Source organism: Microcoleus sp. MON2_D5 (genome assembly GCF_036701905.1).
Taxonomy (GTDB): Bacteria; Cyanobacteriota; Cyanobacteriia; order Cyanobacteriales; family Microcoleaceae; genus Microcoleus.
Map to the genome: position 1 here is coordinate 58083 of NZ_JAUBRM010000015.1, position 23440 is coordinate 81522.

Here is a 23440-nt window from a genome sequence, read left to right on the forward strand (position 1 = left end):
CCCGACTTCTTCTCGGTATTTTTCGTGAGAACTCGGACTTATTTAAGAAGTCGCGGATCTGGGTATTCTAAAGCTACGCGAAAACCGATAGTCCAGTGCTCGCAGTGGAGGTGCGTCCCGAACCAGTCACGATCGGCACTGCGGCAATTGAGCCCATAGGAGCTCCAGGAACCGCCACGCATCACTCGGTAACTATTATGTGTGTCCCTTTCCCAGGAACTTCCGTCAGTTGGTGCCCCGTTATAGTTCGAGTGCCACGTATCGCTGCACCACTCCCAAACATTGCCGTGCATATCGTACAGTCCAAAAGCATTGGGGGGAAAACTCCCGACATCGGTTGTTTCTCGGCGGGAAAGCCCTTTGGGGGCGTTTGCGTAGGGGTAGTTTCCGTCATAGTTGGCTAATTCCGGGGTAATAGTTTCCCCAAAATGAAATGGGGTGGTTGTACCACCACGACAGGCGTATTCCCATTCTGCTTCACTTAGGAGGCGATATTTTTTCCCGGTTTGTTGCGAGAGTTGGGCACAGAACTTGACGGCAGTGTGCCACAATATAGTTTCTTGAGGACGTTTTTCGCCTTTGAAAGAGGATTGGTTGTATCCTCCCCCTGGTTGGAACTGTACTTGGGTGATGGGGTATTTGCTAGCAAAAAAAGCCGGTACTGTTACTTGATGCTGAGGACTTTGGCTATCATGTCTACCTTCTTCGTTTTCGGGGCAACCCATCATAAATCTACCACCGGGAATGTAAACCATTTCCAATACAATTCCGTTACCTAAATCTTCAGGAAAGAAGCGAGCAAAGGACTTAGTGCGACTATTTTCTTTTCCAGAAGCATCGACTGTAATAACATCAAATCCAAATCTAGGTAAATAGTCTTCAAACGGCAGTTTGCTCTTTAAGTCATCCCTATCTTTCAGCAGTGAATAGGCAGCTATTTTTACCTGCATTGACTCATCCCCCAATGCTTGAATTATTAAATCCAAGCCTGCTTCTCCATATTTCACCGCTTCGGAGAGGGCGGCGATTCTAACTTCGACAGCGGGCGAGGCTAAGCGGCTTTTAACGCCGGGGATGCCTCCGAGTACCGCAGCATTGACAGGAATTAAATTTTGGCCGCCGAGGACGGCATCGTATTCTCTAGGTTCATTTTGGTTGTCTGACATTGCACTAAAGCCTCTGCATTTTAATTCAGCACAACTTTAATCTCTGATTGTCGAATGATAGCATTTTTAGCTACCCCCTCGATTATGCGGCGGTTGAAACCGCCTATTTGCTGAAAATAATCAAAAAAAATCCCCCATGTGGGGGATTTAGTTCAACGGTATTATATAGCCTTAGTCTCCGGCATCAAACACTTATCGGAATCGCAGCCCGCCGGCCCGGAATCCATCATTTCACCTAAGTCATAGCGACTCAAAGCCGCGTGAAAAACATCAATTTCCCGGCGCGCTAAAGTCTCTTCCACCATCTTGGTGTAAGTTTCCTTGTTTATCGGTTCAAAGGGCAAACGCGGGAAAGTTTCAAGAGCATCAAACCGAGCTAAAAGCGCTGCGGAAATGTAGCCTTCATCATCGCGAATGGCTTCATAAATCCGCCTACCAAAACTTTCAACTTCATTTTCGCGCAGTTCAATCGTGGCCGAAGTGTTATGTCTGACATAGAACTTTTGCACCTGCATATAAAAGTCCATTTGTGCGGCGGCTGAGAACTTGTTAATGTCAATTTCATCAGCACCGGGCAAGTCAGCCCAACTTACGGCAACGGGTATTTCTACCAGCCATTCCGTGCAGCGTTCATCGAAGGGATTGTTCAGCAAATTGCCGTTTTCATCTTTGTCAGATTGAGACGGAATCACGTTGTATCCGTAGTCGATGCAGGCGAGGGCTACGGGGTCGTTTTTACCAAAAGTGATTCGGCGAATAAAACGCTGGGCTTTCGGCGGGTGCCAGCCGGGGGAAGCACCTGTCAGCAGAGATTTAGTACCCGATGGTTGAACCGTTGTGCACCGATTTGGGCGTTTTAAGGAATGGCGATCGCAATAATCCCATACTACCCCATTGACAATCTCGCGCCAACCACTCAAATACTCTTCTTCCCGCTGTTTAAAAGCGATTCCTTGCGGAGTTTGCGGGCGGCCTTCCACCCACCAGCGCAGCCACTCAACGCCAAAAGCATGAACGAAGAAATCGAACAATCCCGTGAAAGATACGCCGACAATCGGGTCTAGTTCGCGGCTGTATTGATAGCGGGGTTCAAGAAATTTGTGATTGAGAAGTACCGCCACAGATAGAGCCGCAGCCCTGAAAGCTTCCTCCTGTTCTTTGAAGTTGTAAGGAGCAATTTGATTGAGGTGAACCTCCGCCAAATTACAGTGGAAATTAGAGCCGATGATTTCCATTTTTGTTACCCTAAAGGCTTTTTATCCTTTAGTTCTACAGATTCGATTTTCCCTGTAGATCGGCGTACTTTTTCATCTACTTTAGTTGTAAATGCCCCGCACTCTTGCCAGGATTATGTTCTTCAAAAAAGAAGGTTCACCCGGTACGCTCTACGGTGGTAAAGGATTTTTAATTCCCTTACTTACCTCGGAGTTAACATCTCAGTCTTCTCCGATTTTGCGAGGTTTTTTACGTGAGGCAAAATTACTTACCACACGGGTTTAAGCCCACGCGGACTAACCGATGCTCTAACTCGCCAGCAGTCATATTAGGATGGCGTTCCTGCAACCACTCTTTAGCTTTTCCTTCGTCGTAAGCTTTCAAAAATTCAAGTTTAAGACTCGGTGTTGACAGTAAATCAACGTTAGCTCTAGCTACGGCTTCGCCAGCCCATTGAATCGCACCTTCGCCGCTATAATACTGTTTGCGGACAGCATCAATACATTCTTCTAGTGTAGGTTTGGTATGGAAAACTCGCGTATGGTTGGCCATCCGAAGGGCATCGCGTTCTGGATCTATTCTCCAGTTGCCGCTTTCATCTTGTTGCCACAAATTGTTTTTAGCATTTGCCCCCAGTTCGTCATTAAAAGAAAACTGACGCATTCCTGCCGATCTTCTAATATTTCCTGCGACGATCGTGACCGCCGCTTCATCTATCAAAAGGCAGCATTCAACTGAATTTAACTGCCGCCCTAAAGCTTTATTCAAAATAGCGGTGCAGCGCTGATACAGGTCGGGCAATTTCACGGGATTTGCTACTCCGCCAAAACCTTTTAAAGGTTCTCCCACCGGGCGAACGTCGCTCAAATCGATGAATACTTGAACTTCTCCTGCAAATCTTTCATCTGTGGATAACTCCAGCAAAGTTTGATAGGAGTTTACCCAACCTTGGCGAGAATCTCCGACATAAATAGTTGCGGTTTTTTCTGCTATTTTTACTTCTGTTTCTTCACGGCGCGACTGGGCGGGTGTAGAGCCGATTTCGCCTTGCATGGTTAGGGTTAGACGGTTGCGGATAGGCGGCAGTTGATTGATATATTGTGGTTCCAAGACGGCCCCAGTGCCGCAGCCCATCATTGCCAAATCCATCAACAAACCAAAGGAACGCCAGTCGAGAATATTTGTTGAGGAGCAATTATATGCACCGGAAAAATTCTCTGGTTGCTCGATCCATTTGCTGCCACCTACCCACAGCCAGCGGCCTGAAGCGAGGGTTTTGAGCTGGTTTTGCATCCGGTGCAGCAGTTGTGTTTCTTCGGAGGTGAGGTTTCCCAGCTTTTGCAGCCCCTTGACTGTTCGATCGCACACTTGGGCCCAAGTCTCCCTTCCCGTCTCGGTACGGCGGCTGTAAGTCCTAAAAAATACTGGATTGGCTGCGGGTGCTGTTTCGGGGAAATCGGACAGGTTGCGTTTCTCGCGGGCACTCGATCGCTCTAATTCTCGAACCATAGGTTGTGTACTGACGTGTCGGAATATATCAACAGACTACGAATATACAACAGGATTCAGATTTAGGGTAAAAGGTTAATATATTTGACAATTTGCACTAGATATGGGGCTCAGAAGTGTATAAGCTCAGCAAAATTTTCTAGCTTGCCCCTTGGATACCAGTAATTTTGTTGAAAAAACAACCCTGACTTTTTAAGCCAGGGCTGCACACCTACTGTATTTTCAACTACCAGTCTGAATTGCAAATTGCATCTCCATCAGGAGAGTTGGGATTAATACGCCATTGCAATTCTTGGTTAATCTGCCTCAAGTTTGAGTTTTCAGTCTTCAAGTCGAAGTTTTCAGTTTTTAAGTCGAGGTTTTCAGTTTTTAAGTCGAGGTTTTCAGTCTTCAAGTCGAGGTTTTCAGCCTTTAGGCCATTCATTTGAGCTTGAAGCTCTTGTATCTGGCTGTGGTAAGGTTGATGTCGGTCAATATCTGGGCTTAACACCAGTTTTAGCTGGATATTTGCTACTAATTTTGGGTACTCGAACTCTTGAGCCTTTGCTCCAAAGCCATTGATTTGTGTCATAATTATCTCTTGGTTTTTTTGTGCATTTCCCTGGTCAGTTCGTAGCTGCTGGGGATTTTTATTGGTCTAGCTCTTGTTTGCTCACTGGCGATATTGCCGAGTCTGACTAACCGCCAGACACTGCGATCGCACGCTAGTTGCCCAGTCTGTTGCTTCGCTCGCTCTAATTCTCGAACCATAGGTGGTGTACTGACGGGTCGGAATAAATCAAACTACGAATATACAACAGGATTCAGAGTTAGGGTGAAAGCTTTACAAATTTGACAATTTGCACTAAATATGGGGCATATAACTCTACAAGCTCGATCGGGCGATCGGCTCAAAACTTGACAAAAAAACCCGATTTCTTCCTGAAACCGGGTGAATAGCAAATCTTGTCAATTGTCAATCCTTTGTCAATAAAAACTCAATATTGGGTAACAGCGGGTCTTGAACAACCCCCACACCGTTAAATCCCCAACGTTCGAGTAGCTTTTTTACCTGAGAACCGGAAATCGATTCTACTCCGAATCGATCGGCAACATCAGCAGCGTGGGCGTTGAGATAGCTCAAAGCGTCATAGTCTTCGCGAAACATCAGCAGGTAACTCACTGCCGCATCTGGATTGGGATTCGCGGACAGATATTTGCCGTCACTGCGGGAACGTAGCAAGTAAAAAACTTGAGATAACATCTTATCTTGGTTGTCAAAATAATATGTTACCTCAAATTGGGAATTGGGAATTGCCCAAACGATTTTAGACTGACAATTTCAGATTGTAGAAAAGTTGAGTTGTTTTCAATTTTCCACCTAAAAACTAGATAATTGATGCCTAAAATCGCTGGGAATCTAGCAGTTAAATCAAAGTCAGTGCTAAGCCTTTAATCCCTCGCCCGTCACCAATTTGACCGACGATCGAAGCTTGACCGGTCGTCAAATTGATATTGTACAGGCTGGAAACTCCGCCAACCTCGATCGCAGCCAAAGCCGTCTCGTTACCGCCAAAACTCCTGACATCAAAGCCGAGAACGGTACCAGCATCAATTCCCAAAGATCCGATCGTATTCAACACCCCATTATTGGGCGGATCTTGGCGCACCAAAACGTCTAAATTGGTGTCAATTGCAAAGAGTGTCGTCGAAGTTGCCCCTGCAAAGTTATTCACATACGCCGCCCCAACAGCCGCGCCGGGATTGCCAGAATTGCGATCGCCCGCAGCATAAGCCAAATTCCCGTCGAGTTGAATTCCCCCCGTCAGCGTGTCAAAATCCACAAGTACCCCAGTATCAGGGTTGAGGCGGGCGTTTTGACCGGCTTGATTGACCAACCGAATTCGATCGACTGTCGGATTGAAATCAAAACCCGCAGCCCCCGGAGTTAGGGGAACAGCAAACTGCCCGCTACCGACTTGACTTGCAGCCCCAGTAACCGGATTAATCGCGTACAAGCGATTGCTAGAACCCACACCGTAAAGCACACCGTTAGCGGGGCGAAAATCAATTCCCAGCAAACTTTCTCCCGGCTGCAACCCTGTAACTGCCACGTCGCTGAGAATTGCCCGCGGTCCCGCCTCGTTAAAACCGACAATTGTTTCAGCGCCATTTCTGACAGTTAAAGCGTAAGCTGTAGGCAAAGGCAAAGCCAAACCGTTAATCTGTCTCCCGTCAGCAATTTGACCGACAAAGGAAGCTTGACCGCTACTTAAATTGATATTGTACAAGCCGGAAAGGCCACCAACTTCCAGCGCCGCCACTGCCACCTCGCGGCCGCCAATACTCCTGACATCAAAGCCGAGAACGCTAGTAGCATCAACTCCCAAAGATCCGATCGTATTCAACACTCCATTATTCGGCGGATCTTGTCGCACCAAAACATCCAAATCGCTGTCAATTACAAACAGGGTTGTCGAAGTTCCCCCTGCAAAGTTATTCACATACGCAGCCCCAGCAGCAGCCGGATTTGACCCAAAATTGCGATCGCCCTCCCGGTAAGCCAAATTCCCGTCGAGTTGAATTCCCCCCGCCAGCGTGTCAAAATCCACAAGTGCGCCGGTATCCGGGTTGAGGCGGGCGTTTTGATCGGCTTGATTGACAAACCGAATTCGATCGACTGTCGGATTGAAATCAAAACCCGCAGCCCCCGGAGTTAGGGGAACAGCAAACTCCCCGTTACCGACTGGACTTGCTTCCCCAGTCATCGGATTGACAGTATACAAGCGATTGCTAGAACCCACACCGTAAAGCAAACCGTTAGCCGGTCGATAATCAATTCCCAGCAAACTTTCTCCCGCTTGCAATCCAGTCACGGGAAAATCTGAGAGTACACTTCCCGGATTGGAAAGACTAAAACCGACAATCCGATTAGCAGGAGTTAAAGCATAAGCCGTTGTCCGCGCTGGAGGCGGGGGGCTGGGAACAACGCTGCCAATATTATTAGTGAAACTTGCCTGGTTAATCGCACTTTGTCTCACCCCTCTGAGAGTAGCGAGAAATTCTCCAGTCACTCGGTCTTGAATAACAGTATCGTTTCCAGCTTCCTGAATATTCAAGTCGCTAAAACTAAGACCTCCCGCCAAACCGATTAAATCTGTACCGGCTGTAAAATCGGCGATCGCGTCAGCATTTGCGAAATTAGCACCGCCGCTGGTACGACTAGGATCTGCCTCAGCATAGCGCCTCAAAACAAATACGTCTGCCCCGTCTCCGCCTATCAGGACATCAGTCTCTCGATCGCCCGACAAAACATCATTCCCGGAGTTTCCCGATATAGAATCGCTGCCTTTTCCGCCCACTAAAAAATCGTTACCGTCTCCGCCGTTAATAGTGTCGTTTTCTAAATCTCCAAAAAGCGAATCTTGACCTAAATTGCCCTCAATTAAATCGCTTTGTTTTCCTCCATAAATGCTGTCATTACCCGAGTTTGCCGCAATGGTGTCATTCCCCATCAAACCAAAAATTAGGTCATTTTCTGGAGTTCCTGCTAGCAAGTCTGCTTGGGCGGTGCCTCTAATATCTGCCATGCTCTAATCAGCCTCTAAATTTGATACTTATGTTGCCTAACGGCGGTGGTATGCTCAGTCAAAATATCACAAACTCGCACTTTTAGGATAGTTTTTCTTATTTACGGCTGTAGGGGTGGGTTGTAATCAAAGTATTACAGCCCGATCAAATGATACATAAACCAGCCCCTCAATTCCAATAAACCCACTCCTAAATACAGATCACTTAGCCGTATTTTATAGTTGGGTGTGTAGCCAAGGGCGATCGCAGCTCAACTGCAAACAGGCAAGCTGAAATTGTTAGCGGTGCGAACCTATGAAATTGTGTACTGCGTTCATTAGTAATATACGCTGACTCTATAATTTTGGATCTGTACAGTCAGAAATTTTTTTCAACTTTAATCTTAAAGCCTCCGAAGGTGGGCTTTGTCTGTGTAGGGGCGACCACCATCGCTCAATATAAAGTGGATTATAAATGCGGAATTGGCATAATAAGTTAGTTGAACAGTCGTTTTCAGACGACTTAAGCTTTCAGGCAGGGGTTTAAATCCCTGCCTGAATCGGAGTTTCACGTTTGATCCCTTCCCCAGCTTTTTCAAGCTTTCAGCAGTGCTTTAGAAGCTGATTGCCCTGCGAGTCTCAGTTGCGATCGCAATTTGAGATTCAACAACACCAAGACAGTCCACTGACTGAGTATGGAGAGCAAAATCGTATTTCCTGACGCTGCCAAAGACGAAAACCAAAAGCCACCAAATGTTGAAGACAACCAGAGAATAGGAGCTTTTTCTGGGGTTAGCAAGAGCATAGATAAAATCAGAGGCGGCAACAACAGAGCGCTACCGACTGTGCAGGCGGCCCAAATTTCCTGATTTCGGGTTTTGGTAAATAGGAATAGTTGAGTGATGGCTGCGTAAATTAGGATAAGATTCAGGCAGAAAATTACACCCCCCCATCCCTGATTCTCACTTTTTTCCAACAGCGCCCAAGGTGTTAAAATTATTACTGAGATGAGGAAATTGATCGCGATCGCAACTACAGCCGGACTTTTATCGCTCCAAATTAAATCGAGTAGTGGGTAGCGCCGCCACAGCTTCTGATTGCTGGGAACGATTTGTTTCCGATACCTCGCCCAATCGTACAAAGATTGTCGGTCAGATGTTAAAGCTGCAATTAAAGCTAAGAACATCACCAAATTCCAGATAAGTAAACAGCCCAAATTATAGGCTCCGGGATCTGATTGAAGTGCAAACCCTAAAAATATTGTTTGACACCAGATAACTAGCCAATAACTTTGCCGCTTGCTCAAAACTGTAGCACTGGGATTTGGAAAGCGGCGCTGCCATCCCTGCCACATCCAGTAGGTTCCTGTACCACAAACCAAGAGAGACAAAGCAAGACCACTCGCAATATTTGTACCCACTGGCGAGTAAAACCATTGCAACTTGTCTAAATTTTCACCTAACCAATGGAAATTATCATATTTTTTGATAACTCCAAAAAGTAGATATCTCAGGATAGCAATGGGAGATAAAAATGTTAGCAAATCCGCAGCAGTACCCGTTAACGGGATCGCAGAAATCCAACACACAACAAAAACCGTACCGCTAGCCAACCAAGGTTGAAATCCTCCCAACCAACTGGTTGTCAATCCAAATAGCATCGCAGCGCTGTAAAATAAAGCACAGCTAGCTGCAACTGCTGTGTAAAAACATAAAATTTCATTCAGGGGTATTTGAGCAGCTAATCCAGCGTACAGGTGCAGGGGTACGGTCAGAATAGTTGCTAAATAAAGTAAAATTGGTACGCCAAGAATTTTGCCCAAAAAAATTGTTTTGGCAGACTGGGGACTGAGGCGAATAAAGTTGAGCGTGCCGCGGCGTTCCTCCTTGTCTAAGTCGCTGACAAGTAGATAAGTCCCTGCTACTAATAAAGCTAACACGCTCAATATGCTCAGCCACATGAATATCTCTAGCCACCACTTCGGCCAGTTAATGGCAAAGTTGCCCAAGGCATCTCTGACGCACTGTTTCTCATAGGAATTGGCATTGTTGAAAGTGCAAAATCTGTGATAGATGGGGTAAGTGTACTCCCCCTTAGCAGGGGTAACGGGTATCTGGGCGCTGTAATACATGAATAGCAGCAGTTGACCGCAGAGGGAAAGGGCAGATGCGATCGCCATATTGCCAATCTTCAAGCGGCCTTTGATTTCTCGAAATAACTGGGGATTCCAGTTGCCTATTTTGTCTAGTAAGTTGAGTGTCATTGGTTATTGGTTATGAGGAATGGGTGATGAGTTAGTTATAACTCACGGTTCATCTTGGTAAGGAGGGAAAAAGCTTCTTAGGATGCTTGCTGGTGTCCCATCTTGAGGAAGATGGTTTCTAAGTCTTCTTGAGTGCAGTGGAATTCGGTTAGGGGAATGTTGGCGGCGACGAGTTCGCGTAATAAATTTGCGGCATCTTCCGGGCTTCCTGAAAAATCAACGCACACCTGTTGAGTTTCCGGGATTATTGCCCAATTTTCCACCCAAGGAAAGTTTTTTAATGCCGAATGATTCCTTCCCCTTTTTCTTCCCCAGCTTTTTCAAGCTTTCAGCAGTGCTTTAGAAGCTGATTCCCCTGCGAGTCTCAGTTGCGATCGCAATTTGAGATTCAACAACACCAAGACAGTCCACTGACTGAGTATGGATAGCAAAAAGGTATTTCCTGACGCGGCTGTCAGATACGGCGCAAACAAAAGGCCAAATGTTGAAGACAACCACAAAAAAGGAGCTTTTTCTGGGGTAAGCAAGGACATAGATAAGATCACAGGTGGCAACAAGATAGCGCTGCCGACTGTCCCGACGGCCCAAATTTCCTGATTTCGAGTTTTTGCAAATAGGAATAGTTGGGCGATGGCTGCGTAAATTAGGATGAGATTCAGACAGGAAATTACACCCCAAAATCCGTTTATATGGTTTTTTTCCAACAGCGCCCAAGGTGTTAAAATTATGACTGAGCTGAGGAAATTGATCGCGATCGCAACTACAGCCGGACTTTTTTCGCTCCAAATTAAATCGAGTAGCGGGTAGCGCCGCCACAGCTTCTGACTGCTGGGAACGATTTGTTTCCGATACCTCGCCCAATCGTACAAAGATTGTCTGTCAGATGTTAAAGCTGCAATTAAAGCTAAGAACATCACCAAATTCAAGATAAGTAAACAGATGAGATTAATGTAGGCTAGGGCGTCTGATTGGAGTGCAAACCCTAAAATTATTACCTGACAGCAGATAACTAGCAAATAACTTTGCCGCTTGCTCAAAACTGTAGCAGTGGGATTGGGAAAGCGGCGCTGCCATCCCTGCCACATCCAGTAGGTTCCTGTACCACAAACCAAGAGAGACAAAGCAAGACCACTCGCAATATTTGTACCCACTGGCGAGTAAAACCATTGCAACTTGTCTAAATTTTCACCTAACCAATGGAAATTATCATATTTTTTGATAACTCCAAAAAGTAGATATCTCAGGATAGCAATGGGAGATAAAAATGTTAGCAAATCCGCAGCAGTACCCGTTAACGGGATCGCAGAAATCCAACACACAACAAAAACCGTACCGCTAGCCAACCAAGGTTGAAATCCTCCCAACCAACTGGTTGTCAATCCAAATAGCATCGCAGCGCTGTAAAATAAAGCACAGCTAGCTGCAACTGCTGTGTAAAAACATAAAATTTCATTCAGGGGTATTTGAGCAGCTAATCCAGCGTACAGGTGCAGGGGTACGGTCAGAATAGTTGCTAAATAAAGTAAAATTGGTACGCCAAGAATTTTGCCCAAAAAAATTGTTTTGGCAGACTGGGGACTGAGGCGAATAAAGTTGAGCGTGCCGCGGCGTTCCTCCTTGTCTAAGTCGCTGACAAGTAGATAAGTCCCTGCTACTAATAAAGCTAACACGCTCAATATGCTCAGCCACATGAATATCTCTAGCCACCACTTCGGCCAGTTAATGGCAAAGTTGCCCAAGGCATCTCTGACGCACTGTTTCTCATAGGAATTGGCATTGTTGAAAGTGCAAAATCTGTGATAGATGGGGTAAGTGTACTCCCCCTTAGCAGGGGTAACGGGTATCTGGGCGCTGTAATACATGAATAGCAGCAGTTGACCGCAGAGGGAAAGGGCAGATGCGATCGCCATATTGCCAATCTTCAAGCGGCCTTTGATTTCTCGAAATAACTGGGGATTCCAGTTGCCTATTTTGTCTAGTAAGTTGAGTGTCATTGGTTATTGGTTATGAGGAATGGGTGATGAGTTAGTTATAACTCACGGTTCATCTTGGTAAGGAGGGAAAAAGCTTCTTAGGATGCTTGCTGGTGTCCCATCTTGAGGAAGATGGTTTCTAAGTCTTCTTGAGTGCAGTGGAATTCGGTTAGGGGAATGTTGGCGGCGACGAGTTCGCGTAATAAATTTGCGGCATCTTCCGGGCTTCCTGAAAAATCAACGCACACCTGTTGAGTTTCCGGGATTATTGCCCAATTTTCCACCCAAGGAAAGTTTTTTAATGCCGATGTTAGCGCTTCTAATTTATTTCCTAAAACCGACATGAAAATTTGCTGGCGGCTGAGGCGTTTGTAAAGTTCTTGTAACGGTGCGCTTTCGACCAGATATCCGAGTTCCATGATGCCTACCCAGGTACAAAGTTCGGCTAAGTCGCTGAGAACGTGAGATGATATGACTACGGTCATGCCGACTTCTTGCAAAACTTTGATAATTTCGCGGAACTGCATTCGGGCGATCGGATCTAAGCCAGAAACGGGTTCGTCTAACAACAGCAACAGCGGTTCGTGGATAATAGTTCTCCCCAAACTCAGGCGCTGTTTCATCCCCCGCGACAGGGTGGAAATTAAGCTGTTGCGCTTGTTGGTTAGTTGCACGAGTTCTAACACGGAGTTGATTCGCTCTCGGCGGCGCGGTTGCTGGAGGTTGTAGAGTCGGGCAAAATAGTCTAAATAATCCCAAACAGTCAAGTCGTCGTAGAGGGGAAAGTCGTCGGGAAGAAAGCCGATGCGCTGTTTGAGAATTGGGTGCGATCGATCGCGCAATAACCTATCTCCATTGATGTAAATTTCCCCTATAGTCGGTTCCTCAGCCGCCGCCAGCATTCGCAGCAAGGTAGTTTTGCCGGCACCGTTGGGGCCGATCAGTCCGCATACTTCACCTGCTGCTACTTGCAAATCGATGTCATTGACAGCTATATGGCGATCGAATTGTTTCGTCAGCCCGCGAGTTTCTATTGCTAGTTGTTTTGCCATGTTTGGAGGGTGAATGAAGTTTTATCGGTACATTCCTGGCATGAACAGAAGTTATATCAAGTCCGATCGATCCGATCCGTTTTTACATGATGCCATGTCTTGTAGGGGCAGGTTTACCGACAATAATTGCCGAAAACCGACAATCTCATAAACCTGCCCCCGGTCGATGACAAATCGCTAATCTACCGGACAGGATATTACGCATCAACACCCAAGAAACCGGGTTGTTGTCGCTTTTAGGTGCTATAACTAACTATTCCCAAAAAAAAAGCGTTTCCGATCGCCCGTGCGTAAATTCCCCTAATCGGGGTAGGCACGGGGACACTACGCCTACAAATCTTCATGAATGATTGAGAGTTGTTATATATCAAGTCTGCACGGAAAATTCCTCGGGATCGATATCCCAATTTACCCAGCCAATTGCCTCTCTCGCTGATGTCAGGTTAGGCGGGACTCTCAAAGCGTGAATGAATCCCGTACTCGGACAAGTCATTTTTAACAAACAAATCGGCTCGACATCGGCATTATCTATTTGTAATAGTGCATATTCCTGCCAACTATCTATTTGTTTTGCTTCCACTCTTGACAAATGCGATCGTAACCAATTCCTTCAAATAACACTAGCCTCACTTCGGCATTCTCTTCTGTTAAAAGCCATTGCGATTGCCATTGATTTGGGTGGAATTTGCCGTATTTTTCAGGCAATCTGACGCCGTGATAATAGTAAAAATTCCATCCATCTGCAAACTCGATCGCAGGTTCTGCTTCAGCGTGCAGGCGGTTTTGACTGTCAAAGCGCAGGTGGCGGGGGCGATCGCACACCAGGCAAATCTTTTCAAATGGAAATATAAAACCGCAATGCTCGAAAAGCAGGTTTTGGCAGCGAAGTATTTCTTGTGCCTTTTGGGAGAGATTGACGCCTAAGGAAGAGATATACCATTGAGTCAAATAGATTTCTTTAAACAAAGTCGTGGGGGTGTCAGGGTATTCCAGGGATAATAAATGAGCGGGAAAAACATTCCCCTTCGTTTGTTCCGATCGCACATAGCTGTTAACCAATTCCCTCATTAGCGAACTCAGTGTGCTGTCTGCTTCGGACTCGATCGTCATGCGATGGAGCTCATACTTCCACACGCCCGGACTTGCAAATTCTCCCACAGGGCGCATCCTTTTCAAGTCTAGCTTTTTCCCCAGTCTATTCCTGTGCCATTCCTCTGACCAGTTTGGTGAATGGTCGCGTTTCGGCAAGCGTTTCGGCAAGTTGAAGATTTGGAGAATCGATGCCGACATCCATTTCCAGTCTAGCTTTTTCCCCAATCTATTCCTTTGCCATTCGTCTGAGCAGTTTTGTGAATGGTCACCTTTGGGCAAGTTGAAGATTTGGAGAAAAGCGTCCCGGGGACTGCTGCAAATAATAACTTCGGGTTCTTCTATGTCAATAGCTGCATAGGCAACTTTGACTGCTTCTGTGGCTTTTTGAGCATCAATGGGCTTAGTCGAGAGAGTAAGACGTTTCTGTGCGAGTTCGCCTAACACGCACAGAGCGGTAATTTGATTGTTGTCGAGAGAGAGGTCTGTCAGATTGGTGAGCGATCGCAAGGCGCTGATGTCGCTAATTTTATTCCTGCACAAAGATAGTGTGGTCAGATTGGTAAGCGAGCCGAGGACGCTGATGTCGCTAATTTTATTCTCGGTGAGATAGAGTGTTGTCAGATTGGTGAGCAAGCCGAGGACGCTGATGTCGCTAATTTTATTGTGGGCGAGATTCAGTGTTGTCAGATTGGTGAGCGAGCCGAGGAAGCTGATGTCGGTAATTTTATTCAAGTCGAGATCCAGTGTTGTCAGATTGGTGAGCGAGCCGAGGACGCTGATGTCGCTAATTTTATAGGCGCTGCGGCACAGATGCAGTGTTGTCAGATTGGTGAGCGAGCCGAGGACGCTGATGTCGCTAATTTTATTGCTTTCGAGATCCAGTGTTGTCAGATTGGTGAGCGAGCCGAGGACGCTGATGTCGCTAATTTTATTGTGGCCGAGATTCAGTGTTGTCAGATTGGTGAGCGAGCCGAGGAAGCTGATGTCGGTAATTCTATTGCTGTAAAGATCGAGTGTTGTCAGATTGGTGAGCCAGCCGAGGAAGCTGATGTCGGTAATGTTATTCCAGTCGAGATTCAGTGTTGTCAGATTGGTGAGCGAGCCGAGGGAGCTGATGTCCCTAATTTGATTGATCGAGAGATTCAGTGTTGTCAGATTGGTGAGCGAGCCGAGGAAGCTGATGTCGCTAATTCTATTGCGGCACAGATTCAGTGTTGTCAGATTGGTGAGCGAGCCGAGGGAACTGATGTCGGTAATTTGATTGTCGCCCAGATCCAGTTCGGTCATGCTTGAAAGTATCTGCTCCGCTGCTTGTGGGTCATCAGTGCCAGCCTTTTTTAACAACACTTTAACTGTGTGCCTTGCCGATTCTGAAAGACTGTCAATATGCCTGCACCAGTCGGCAAAGCTGCTAAAACTAATTGGCTCCTTTGGTTGTTTTTCTGACATAAAACACTCCGAGATGGGTAATGGGGCATGGGGCATGGATAATCGGAATACTGTTGACTGTTGACTGTTGACTGTTGACTGTTGACTATTACAAATCGCCCTTGCGTACCTTCTGTTACTGAATTAACTCTTCTATTTCAAATCTTCCAGCTTAATCCGAGGATCGACAGCTTTGAGCAGCAAATCTGCCAACAAATTCCCAACAATCAACATCGTCGCACCCATCATCAAACTTGCCATTACTAAATACAAATCTTGATTGTTCACCGCATCCAGAGTCAGCTTTCCCAAACCCGGCCAATTAAAGAAATATTCGGCAATAAACGCACCGCTCAACAAACTAGCAAACTCAAAACCCAATAGCGTAATCAACGGATTAACAGCATTCCGCAAAGCATGAATGTAAATTACTCGATCGTCCGGCAAACCTTTCGCCCGCGCTGTTCGGATATAATCTTGACGCAGCACGTCCAAAAATTGTCCGCGCATCAATCTTTGCAAACCCGCAAAACCAGTAAGGCTGAGGGCGACTGTTGGCAAAATTAAGTGCCAGCCGTAATCGAGGATTTGACCCCACCAAGGTAAGTCTGCGTGGTCAATGCTTGTCATTCCTCCGACGGGAAACAGAGGCGAAGTATTCTGAGCAAAAAATAGCAGCAGCAAAGCTGTGATAAAGCTCGGAAATCCCTGTCCGGTGTAGCTGACTACTTGCAGAACTCGATCGACTGTGCGGTTTTGATTGACGGCGGCGACAATTCCCAAGGGAATCGCGATCGCCCAAGTTACAATCAAAGATGCGATCGCCATCAATAACGTCGCCGGTACCCGTTCCCACAGCAGCGAAGCTACGGATCGCTGATACACAAAACTCGTGCCAAAATTCCCCCGCGTCACAATTTGTTGCAGCCACAGCCAATACTGCACAATCGCTGGTTTATCTAAGCCGAACTGCTGTTCGAGTTGCTTGAGTGTCTCCGGCGAAATCTTGGGATTTTGGCTCAAAGTATCCAAGTAATTTCCCGGTGCTAGCTCAATAATTGCAAAACAAAGCATCGATGCCAAAAATAGCGTTAAAAGTGCCTGCAACAGTCGCTTGACAACATAAGTAAATGTCTCGCCACCAAACAGAGAATTCAACATCCGCCAATTTCGATTTAACTTAAGAGAAGTCATACAATTTTAGATTTTAGATTTTAGATTTTAGATTTTAGAATTGTGAATGATATTAATTCCGGTTGCATCGGAATGATTTAACCGGTCTTGACGCAGAGATCACAGAGGAAGAGAAGAGAGAGATGAATAATTCCGATGCAAAGGTCAAGGATATTATTTGTCAGTAGTTTTTACTCAGCAGTCAACAGTCAACTGTCAACAGTCAACTGTCAACAGTCAACAGTTAACTAACTAATATTCAACTAGCGTAACAATTGGCACATCCGGCAATTTCTGCCTGCCGCCCAAAGCCTGCAATTCAATGATAAAAGCAAAACCGACAAGCTCGCAGCCAGCTTGTTCCAACAATTTAGCCGTCGCCGCCGCTGTTCCGCCAGTGGCGATTAAGTCGTCCACAATCAGCACCCGGCTGCCGGATGTCATCGCATCTCGGTGCATCTCCAGTCGATCGACACCGTATTCCAATTCGTACTCAGCAAAATGAACCGCACCGGGCAGTTTCCCTGGTTTGCGGACAGGAATAAAGCCTATTCCCATTTTATAAGCCAAAGGCGCGCCAAAGATAAAGCCCCGCGATTCCATGCCCACCACATAGTCAACAGACATTGCAGAGCATTTTTCCGCTAAGCTGTCAATGGTGTAGCTGAGCCCTTGCGGGTCGCGCAGCAAAGTTGTAATGTCTCGAAACATAATTCCCGGCTTGGGGAAATCAGGAATGTCGCGAATCAGAGATTTGAGATCCATAAGCTTGCAGATCGGCGTTGAGGGTAACGAGGCATCAAAAATGCTACAATAATAACGTCAAAATTTAAAAATTTAAAAATAAAAATTAAAACTAAGAGCTTCTTTAATTTTTATTCTTTAATTGCTTAATCCTTTACGTACTATGTAAACAAATGTCATAATTCCCTAACAACAGGGTTGAATATCAACATTTGTCACCCTAAGATCTAAAGTCAAAAATCTAATATCTAAAATCCAATGATTAAGTTGGCAGCACGAGTGGGTGAGGTTCCTCCTTCTATAACCTTGGCGATCGCCGCTAAGGCTAAAGCCATGAAGGCCGAAGGGATTGATGTCTGTAGTTTGAGTACGGGAGAACCCGACTTTGATACGCCCGAACACGTTAAAGCAGCGGCAAAACAAGCTTTAGACGAGGGCAAGACTAAGTACGGCGCTGTGGCTGGGGAACCGCAGTTAAAAGCTGCGATCGCGCGCAAACTCCAATCCGACAACAATCTCAACTATCAACCAGAAAATATCATTGTCACCAACGGCGGCAAGCATTCGCTCTACAATCTGATGATGGCTTTGATCGAGCCTGGAGAGGAAGTAGTTATTCCGGCTCCCTACTGGCTGAGCTACCCAGAAATGGTGAAACTCGCCAGCGGCAAGCCAGTAATTGTACGGACTGATGCTTCTACAGGATATAAAATTACACCGGAACAACTGAGTCGAGCGATTACTCCCAAAACCAAGTTATTTGTACTGAATTCGCCTTCTAACCCGACGGGAATGGTGTACACTCCGGCGGAAATCAAAGCATTGGCTGAGGTGATAGTCGATCGAGATATTTTAGTCGTTTCTGACGAAATTTACGAAAAAATTATATATGACGGCGCCCAACACGTCAGCATCGGTTCCCTGGGCAAAGAAATCTTCGATCGCACTCTCATCAGCAGCGGTTTTGCTAAAGCTTACTCGATGACAGGCTGGCGAGTCGGTTATTTGGCGGGGCCGAGCGAATTAATTAAAGCCACCGGCACCATTCAAGGTCACAGTACCTCAAACGTGTGTACCTTTGCACAGTACGGCGCGATCGCAGCTTTGGAAAGCAGCCAAGAATCTGTCGAAAAAATGCGTCAAGCTTTTGCCGAAAGGCGTCAGGTAATATTTGAATTACTCGATGCTATCCCTGGAATTAGCTGCATCAAACCAGACGGTGCTTTCTATATGTTTGTCAACATCAGCAAGACTGGAATGAATTCTTTGGAATTTTGCGACGCTTTCTTAGAACAGCAGCAAGTAGCAGTTATTCCGGGGATTGCTTTTGGTGCAGACGACCACATTCGCTTGTCTTACGCCACCGATTTAGGCACAATTAAAAAAGCCGTAGAAAGGCTCGATAAATTTGTCCGCAGCATCTAAAAATTAGTTAGTAGTCAGTGGTTATTTGTTATTTGTTATCGGTAGCAGCTTACTGGTGACTGGTGACTGCTGACTGCTGACTACAGACTAAAGACTAATGACTAATAACTAAAGCTGTTTAGTCATAATCTCTTTGAGCAAATCCAGCCCCTTCTTAACTCGCCGAGAAACAGTCACCGCACTGATACCTAAGCGTTCAGCCGTTTCTTTCTGCGTCAAATCGTAGAGAAAAACAAACTCCAATATCTCGCGAGTCCGTTGTTCCAACATAGCCAAAGCTTGCTGTACGCGAATTTGATCCTCTTGCGCCAACTGAAAACTCCGATACTTAGTATCGGGCACCAATTCTCCCAGACAAGTAGCCCCCTCATCCTCATCTTGCATCGGCGCGTCCAAGCTCAGAGGCGATCGGTTGAGATGGGCCAACTTAATTTCTTGCCATTCTTCTAAAGAAACCTCAAGGACTGCTGCTACTTCAGCATCGGTAGGTTTGCGGTTTAACTGCACCTGCAAATCCTTGATCGCTGCTACTGATTTGCGTTCCAGGGACTGCCAGTGGCGGGGAAATCGCACAGAAGGGCTTTTGTCCCGCAAGTAGTGTTGAATTTCGCCCCGTATGTAGGGAATTGCAAAGGAACTAAAAGCGTGTCCCTTCGCGATATCAAACCGCTCGATCGCCCTGATCAACCCCATACATCCGACTTGCAGCAAATCGTCATAGCTTTCACCGCACTGGTTGATCCAGTGGTAAACTTCTTTTCTGACCAGTCCAATATTCAGTTTAACTAACTGATTGCGGATTTCATTCGATCCAGAAATTTGGTACTCGCGCAACAATTGCAAATTTTCGCTTTTTAGCTCGTTCGGCACTGTGGTAGACATGGTGACATAAGGGTTGGTAGAGCAGAGGACGGAGGTTGCTTTAGATCTAGCTTCTTATCTAGTCTAAAACAATTCACTTTTAGCTAGTGTAATCCTAGCACTTAATAGGTGTGATACCGGACACACCAGTTTAACTTTCGGAACGTGAACGGATTTAGCGGGATTATCAGAAGGTTTTCGGCATAAGGCAGACTTTTACCAGGTAGAAGGCCTTCAACCGAATCCCCTATTTAACCAGGTTTTTTTAAAAATATATTATAAGCTGAAAGCGCTTTGACTACAATACTTTAATTAATAAAAAATCCAAACTTCATAACTTGCCAATCACCACAATTCAATCATAAATTTAGTCATTAGTCAACAGTCCTAAGTTATGTTGCTCAAGACTGTTGGCTAATGAAGAGCGAGCAGTACCTTTAGGATAAAAAACTACTCAAGTTCGATCGATCCAGAAAGCCAATTTTACGAGACAGAAGGCTCAATGCGAGCGTAAAACAAACCCCGAATTTTCACGTCCAGAGCGGGTCTAGCTCCCAAATCAGTATCAGAAGGCTGCGTACTCTCAAAAATTCCGCCGATTTCGCCAGTGGCGCTGTTGACTTTAGCAACTTGGAGAGAAATTTTGCCAGCTTTGGTGCTGGTGTCAGCTACCTTAACATTAGCCCGCACACGTTTGGAATTGTCAGAAGCCGGAAGCGCTACAGCATTGTCATAGCCAGTCGCTACCCCGCGACCTTTAGGGTCTAAAAAGCCTGCGCTGCGGTAAGAAGGAACGTTAAACTCCCCTCTCAAATCGGTGGAAGTATTGATAGCAACCACTCCCGGCTCGGAACTGGCTACCAGTTCTTTAATAGTGAACAAGAAAGGTACTTGCTCTCCGCCCGGTAATTGAATCGTAATTGCTTGAAAGTCCAAGCCGTCCTCTTCTGTGAAAGTCAGAGTCCCGTCATTACCCACCTTGAGCGTACCTTGAACTTGGTCAATGCTCGAGGTGAACCGCGTCAGCAATTTACCAGGCACAAATTCCGCTTCTTGGCGTTTGTTTGCTGGTTCTTCCTTGACAAAATAAGTTGTGGGCTGCAAACACAAACCACTCAGTTTATAGGTGCCACCCGCTTCGATGGGGATCGAGCCCCGAGAAGTTTCTGCCAAGCTAGGGCAGTTATTAGCCAAGCCAGTACCTCTAATCTCGTCGTAGGTGAGCAACTCGGTAGTCGCCACCGTCGTGTCAGAAGCAGAAGAACAAGCAACCAGCGCACTCATGCAAAATGCTAAAAGTGCAACAATTAAAGCACGATATTTCATTGCCAACCTCAATATCCAACATCGGATTATATTAAGAAAAAGCCCTACTTCGAGCAAAATATAATTGCCCGCCGGCAGGCTAGGCCAGCGCTTAGGGCAGCATTTAGATCCAGATCGCTCGCTTCACAGACACCGGCATTGACTCAAAAAATCAAGCTAGTGCGCCGTGAAAATAAGCATGAACTTATGATTTCTCAATCATGTTCGGATCGCAGCCCAATACACATGGTACGACGGGTGGTGCTCTTTTCCTGACTTGGACTGCAAATTAATATTGCTTAAGTCAACCTACTTAAGTTACTTTGCTTATGGCCCCGAATGACGATCGCGACTAGCTCGATTAGTCGGTTGACCAAAAGGCTGGGGACAAAGGCCTTGTAGATTTCAAAGGAAGCAGCGGTATGGACAACGGCAAAGATTTAGAGTCAGAAAAGTTGCAGTCTCAAATGCAATCAGTGACAGAGGCGATTCGGACTTTAGCCGAAAGTTGTCAGGGAGACAGTCTGCTGCTTTTGGCCCTGCTGCGGAGGCTGGAAGCTTCGCACCGGGAAATTCGGGACGGTTTGTTTCAAGCGTCTTTTCCCGACAACCGCCAAGCACTTTACAAACTGCTCAGGAATATTGAAGCCAATGGCGGCTGGCCTTACATCCACCGCATGAAACTTCGATCGCTCTTGGGGTACACCCAACAATTATTATCTCCTCTAGAAGATTCTCCAGCCGAGCCGCCAGAAGACTCGGCCGAAACTCCCCAGGACGTTAAATAGTTTTGAGTGATGAGTTTAGTGAGTTTTACATTAACTCATCACTCATCACTGAGCTGCGCGATCGCACCTATAACCCGTAAGGTGTAGGAGCTAAGGGTATCGGGTTCGGCACCGTCGGGAATATCGGCGTCTGGCCGGGCATTGGCAATAGTCCGGGAGTCGCCGTCGGGGCGATCGAACTAATTGATAGCAGAGGCGAATCAGGCACACTAACTGTCGGCGGAATCGGAATCCTCGGAGTCGGCGTCGGAGGCGAAGTTGGAGTAGGAGGCGAAGTTGGAGTAGGAGGCGAAGTTGGAGTAGGAGGCGGAGTTGGAGTAGGAGGCGGAGTTGGAGTAGGAGGCGGAGTTGGAGTAGGAGGCGGAGTTGGAGTAGGAGGAAGAGTTGGAATTGAATCTGTAGTTGAACTTGACTCTGTAGTTGCAGTTGAACTTGACTCTGTAGTTGCAGTTGCAGGTTGAGTTGGATCTGTAATTGTGCTTGTAACTGTAGTTGTAGTTGTAGTGATAATCGTGGTTGGCCTGGGAGTAGCCGTCCCATTCACAGCGATAAAATCATTCGCCTCGATCAGCGCCGCCGGAGTGTCGATCAAAATTGCTAAAAGCTTGCCATCTTGCGTCGTAATTACTGTATCCCTGACATTTGCACCGTTACCTTGGCGAACTTGCAGTTGAGCGAAAGATAAATTGCTCGGCAGTCCAAAGAAATCCTCTGTGTCATTGTAATCAGTAATTAAAGCCAAACTGCCAGGCCCAGCTCCCAATCCAAAGACATCGCTGCCGCTGCCGCCAATCAGAGTATCCGAACCCTCACCTCCGATCAGAGAATCATTACCCTCTGCCCCAAATAAATTGTCGTTGCCGAAACTGCCCAAAATTGTATCGTCGCCGATACCTCCGGCCAAGGAGTCATCGCCAAAACCGCCGTCGATACCATCATTACCTTTGCCACCAAACAGGAAGTCATTACCTTCATCTCCCAGTACCGAGTCGTCGGCTTCATCGCCGCGAAGGGTATCGGAACCGCTGCCGCCAAAAGCTGTATCGTCAGCCTTCCCACCGAATATCTGGTCATTACCAGCATCTCCGAAGAGCGAATCGTTGTCGGCATTGCCGTACAAAGTGTCGTCGCCGTCGCTGGCGCTAAAGTAATCGTTGCCACCACCGCCCAACATTTGATCCCTGCCACTACCGCCGTTGAAAGAATCGTTCCCAAAATCCCCGTAGAGAAAGTCGTCATCAGCATTCCCGAACACGGAATCGTCGCCGTCATCGCCTGTGAGGGTGTCGTTGCCAGTACCGCCGGCAATCACATCAAAGCCTCCGTTGCCAAAAACTAAGTCGTCCCCAGCGTCTCCCACCACGCTGTCTATCCCGTCGTTGCCTTCGAGGATGTCGTTGCCCAAACCGCCGCGAATCGAGTCGTCGCCGTTCCCGCCGGAAGCAAAATCGCGACCTTGGTTGCCAATGAGTTCGTCATTTCCTTCACCGCCAAGCAGCGAATCTGCTCCGTCAGCTCCAAGAAGCTGGTCGTTGCCGCCGTCGCCCTCTAGGGTGTCATCTCCTCCCGCACCCAGGGGCGTGTCATCGCCATCTAAACCGCGAATTCGATCGCCCAGCGGAGTTCCTAGAATAAAGTCGTTGCTGTCTGTGCCGATCAGGTTTGCCATACGGGATACACCGGTCCTCAATAAAATAAATTGTTTGAAATTATGTTAATCGCCTTCGTGACAAGGGATTGCTGCTTGCCTAGGTTAGCATAATTGAGATTTTGGCAATCTGGCGAAGGGGCGCTGGAAGTTTTGCTCGTGTCCGCAGTTGCGATCGGGGCTGGTATAATGCCCGATCGGCAATCTAATTTAGTTATTCTGGATTTTTTCAAATAGAAATTAGTCGATC

Annotated in this window: 17 protein-coding genes and 2 pseudogenes; 2 read left to right on the forward strand and 17 right to left on the reverse strand. The window is 46.7% G+C overall.

The window, feature by feature from the left end:
• Positions 1 to 38: 38 nt before the first annotated feature.
• The 14 genes and pseudogenes from QUA47_RS07790 to QUA47_RS07855 form a co-directional block, all read right to left on the reverse strand.
• Positions 39 to 1166: a formylglycine-generating enzyme family protein gene (locus QUA47_RS07790; protein ID WP_333430324.1), complete on the reverse strand. Its 1128-nt coding sequence runs from the start codon at positions 1164 to 1166 to the stop codon at positions 39 to 41.
• 161 nt (positions 1167 to 1327) lie between these two features.
• On the reverse strand, positions 1328 to 2401 hold the full coding sequence (gene nrdJ, locus QUA47_RS07795) for a ribonucleoside-triphosphate reductase, adenosylcobalamin-dependent (RefSeq protein WP_333430325.1): 1074 nt from the start codon (positions 2399 to 2401) through the stop codon (positions 1328 to 1330).
• A 244-nt stretch (positions 2402 to 2645) separates the two neighbouring features.
• The gene (gene nrdJ / locus QUA47_RS07800; RefSeq protein ID WP_333430326.1) at positions 2646 to 3890 is read right to left on the reverse strand and encodes a ribonucleoside-triphosphate reductase, adenosylcobalamin-dependent; all 1245 of its coding nucleotides are present in this window, start codon (positions 3888 to 3890) and stop codon (positions 2646 to 2648) included.
• Positions 3891 to 4116: 226 nt separating this feature from the next.
• Positions 4117 to 4461 carry a hypothetical protein gene (locus QUA47_RS07805; protein ID WP_333430327.1) on the reverse strand — a complete coding sequence of 115 codons (345 nt, stop codon included), beginning with the start codon at positions 4459 to 4461 and terminating at the stop codon, positions 4117 to 4119.
• 384 nt (positions 4462 to 4845) lie between these two features.
• The gene (locus QUA47_RS07810) at positions 4846 to 5133 is read right to left on the reverse strand and encodes a hypothetical protein (protein WP_006630975.1); all 288 of its coding nucleotides are present in this window, start codon (positions 5131 to 5133) and stop codon (positions 4846 to 4848) included.
• A 163-nt stretch (positions 5134 to 5296) separates the two neighbouring features.
• Complete coding sequence (locus QUA47_RS07815; protein ID WP_333430328.1) at positions 5297 to 7459, reverse strand: DUF4394 domain-containing protein; 2163 nt, start codon at positions 7457 to 7459, stop codon at positions 5297 to 5299.
• Between the two features lie 574 nt (positions 7460 to 8033).
• On the reverse strand, positions 8034 to 9701 hold the full coding sequence (locus tag QUA47_RS07820) for a hypothetical protein (RefSeq protein WP_333430329.1): 1668 nt from the start codon (positions 9699 to 9701) through the stop codon (positions 8034 to 8036).
• A gap of 77 nt (positions 9702 to 9778) precedes the next feature.
• Positions 9779 to 9964, reverse strand: coding sequence for a hypothetical protein (locus QUA47_RS07825; RefSeq protein WP_445301770.1), 186 nt, complete (start codon positions 9962 to 9964; stop codon positions 9779 to 9781).
• A 57-nt stretch (positions 9965 to 10021) separates the two neighbouring features.
• A complete protein-coding gene (locus QUA47_RS07830; protein WP_333430330.1) occupies positions 10022 to 11695 on the reverse strand; it encodes a hypothetical protein in 1674 nt (557 codons plus the stop codon).
• A 77-nt stretch (positions 11696 to 11772) separates the two neighbouring features.
• Positions 11773 to 12726, reverse strand: a complete 954-nt coding sequence (locus tag QUA47_RS07835) for an ABC transporter ATP-binding protein (protein ID WP_333175479.1) — start codon at positions 12724 to 12726, stop codon at positions 11773 to 11775.
• A 367-nt stretch (positions 12727 to 13093) separates the two neighbouring features.
• Positions 13094 to 13596 (reverse strand): annotated as a pseudogene (locus tag QUA47_RS07840) (DUF6745 domain-containing protein); the annotation flags it as partial.
• Positions 13597 to 14277: 681 nt separating this feature from the next.
• A pseudogene (locus tag QUA47_RS07845) lies at positions 14278 to 15303 on the reverse strand (leucine-rich repeat domain-containing protein); the annotation flags it as partial.
• 96 nt (positions 15304 to 15399) lie between these two features.
• Complete coding sequence (locus QUA47_RS07850) at positions 15400 to 16440, reverse strand: ABC transporter permease (RefSeq protein ID WP_242716899.1); 1041 nt, start codon at positions 16438 to 16440, stop codon at positions 15400 to 15402.
• 231 nt (positions 16441 to 16671) lie between these two features.
• Positions 16672 to 17184 (reverse strand): adenine phosphoribosyltransferase, encoded by a 513-nt coding sequence (locus tag QUA47_RS07855; RefSeq protein WP_190740620.1) that lies wholly within the window; start codon positions 17182 to 17184, stop codon positions 16672 to 16674.
• A gap of 237 nt (positions 17185 to 17421) precedes the next feature.
• Here QUA47_RS07855 and QUA47_RS07860 point away from each other — a divergent pair, with 237 nt between their 5' ends.
• A complete protein-coding gene (locus QUA47_RS07860; RefSeq protein WP_333430332.1) occupies positions 17422 to 18588 on the forward strand; it encodes a pyridoxal phosphate-dependent aminotransferase in 1167 nt (388 codons plus the stop codon).
• Positions 18589 to 18696: 108 nt separating this feature from the next.
• Here QUA47_RS07860 and QUA47_RS07865 read toward each other — a convergent pair whose 3' ends face one another.
• Together QUA47_RS07865 and QUA47_RS07870 are read right to left on the reverse strand one after the other, a co-directional pair.
• Complete coding sequence (locus tag QUA47_RS07865) at positions 18697 to 19470, reverse strand: RNA polymerase sigma factor SigF (protein ID WP_333430333.1); 774 nt, start codon at positions 19468 to 19470, stop codon at positions 18697 to 18699.
• Between the two features lie 462 nt (positions 19471 to 19932).
• Entirely contained in the window at positions 19933 to 20775 is an 843-nt protein-coding gene (locus QUA47_RS07870; RefSeq protein WP_333402245.1) for a photosystem II manganese-stabilizing polypeptide, read from the reverse strand.
• Positions 20776 to 21176: 401 nt separating this feature from the next.
• Between QUA47_RS07870 and QUA47_RS07875 the strand changes: the two genes are divergently transcribed.
• A complete protein-coding gene (locus QUA47_RS07875) occupies positions 21177 to 21542 on the forward strand; it encodes a hypothetical protein (protein ID WP_190663272.1) in 366 nt (121 codons plus the stop codon).
• A gap of 67 nt (positions 21543 to 21609) precedes the next feature.
• Here the strand turns inward: QUA47_RS07875 and QUA47_RS07880 are convergent, their stop codons facing one another.
• On the reverse strand, positions 21610 to 23211 hold the full coding sequence (locus QUA47_RS07880) for a calcium-binding protein (protein WP_333430334.1): 1602 nt from the start codon (positions 23209 to 23211) through the stop codon (positions 21610 to 21612).
• Positions 23212 to 23440: the final 229 nt, after the last annotated feature.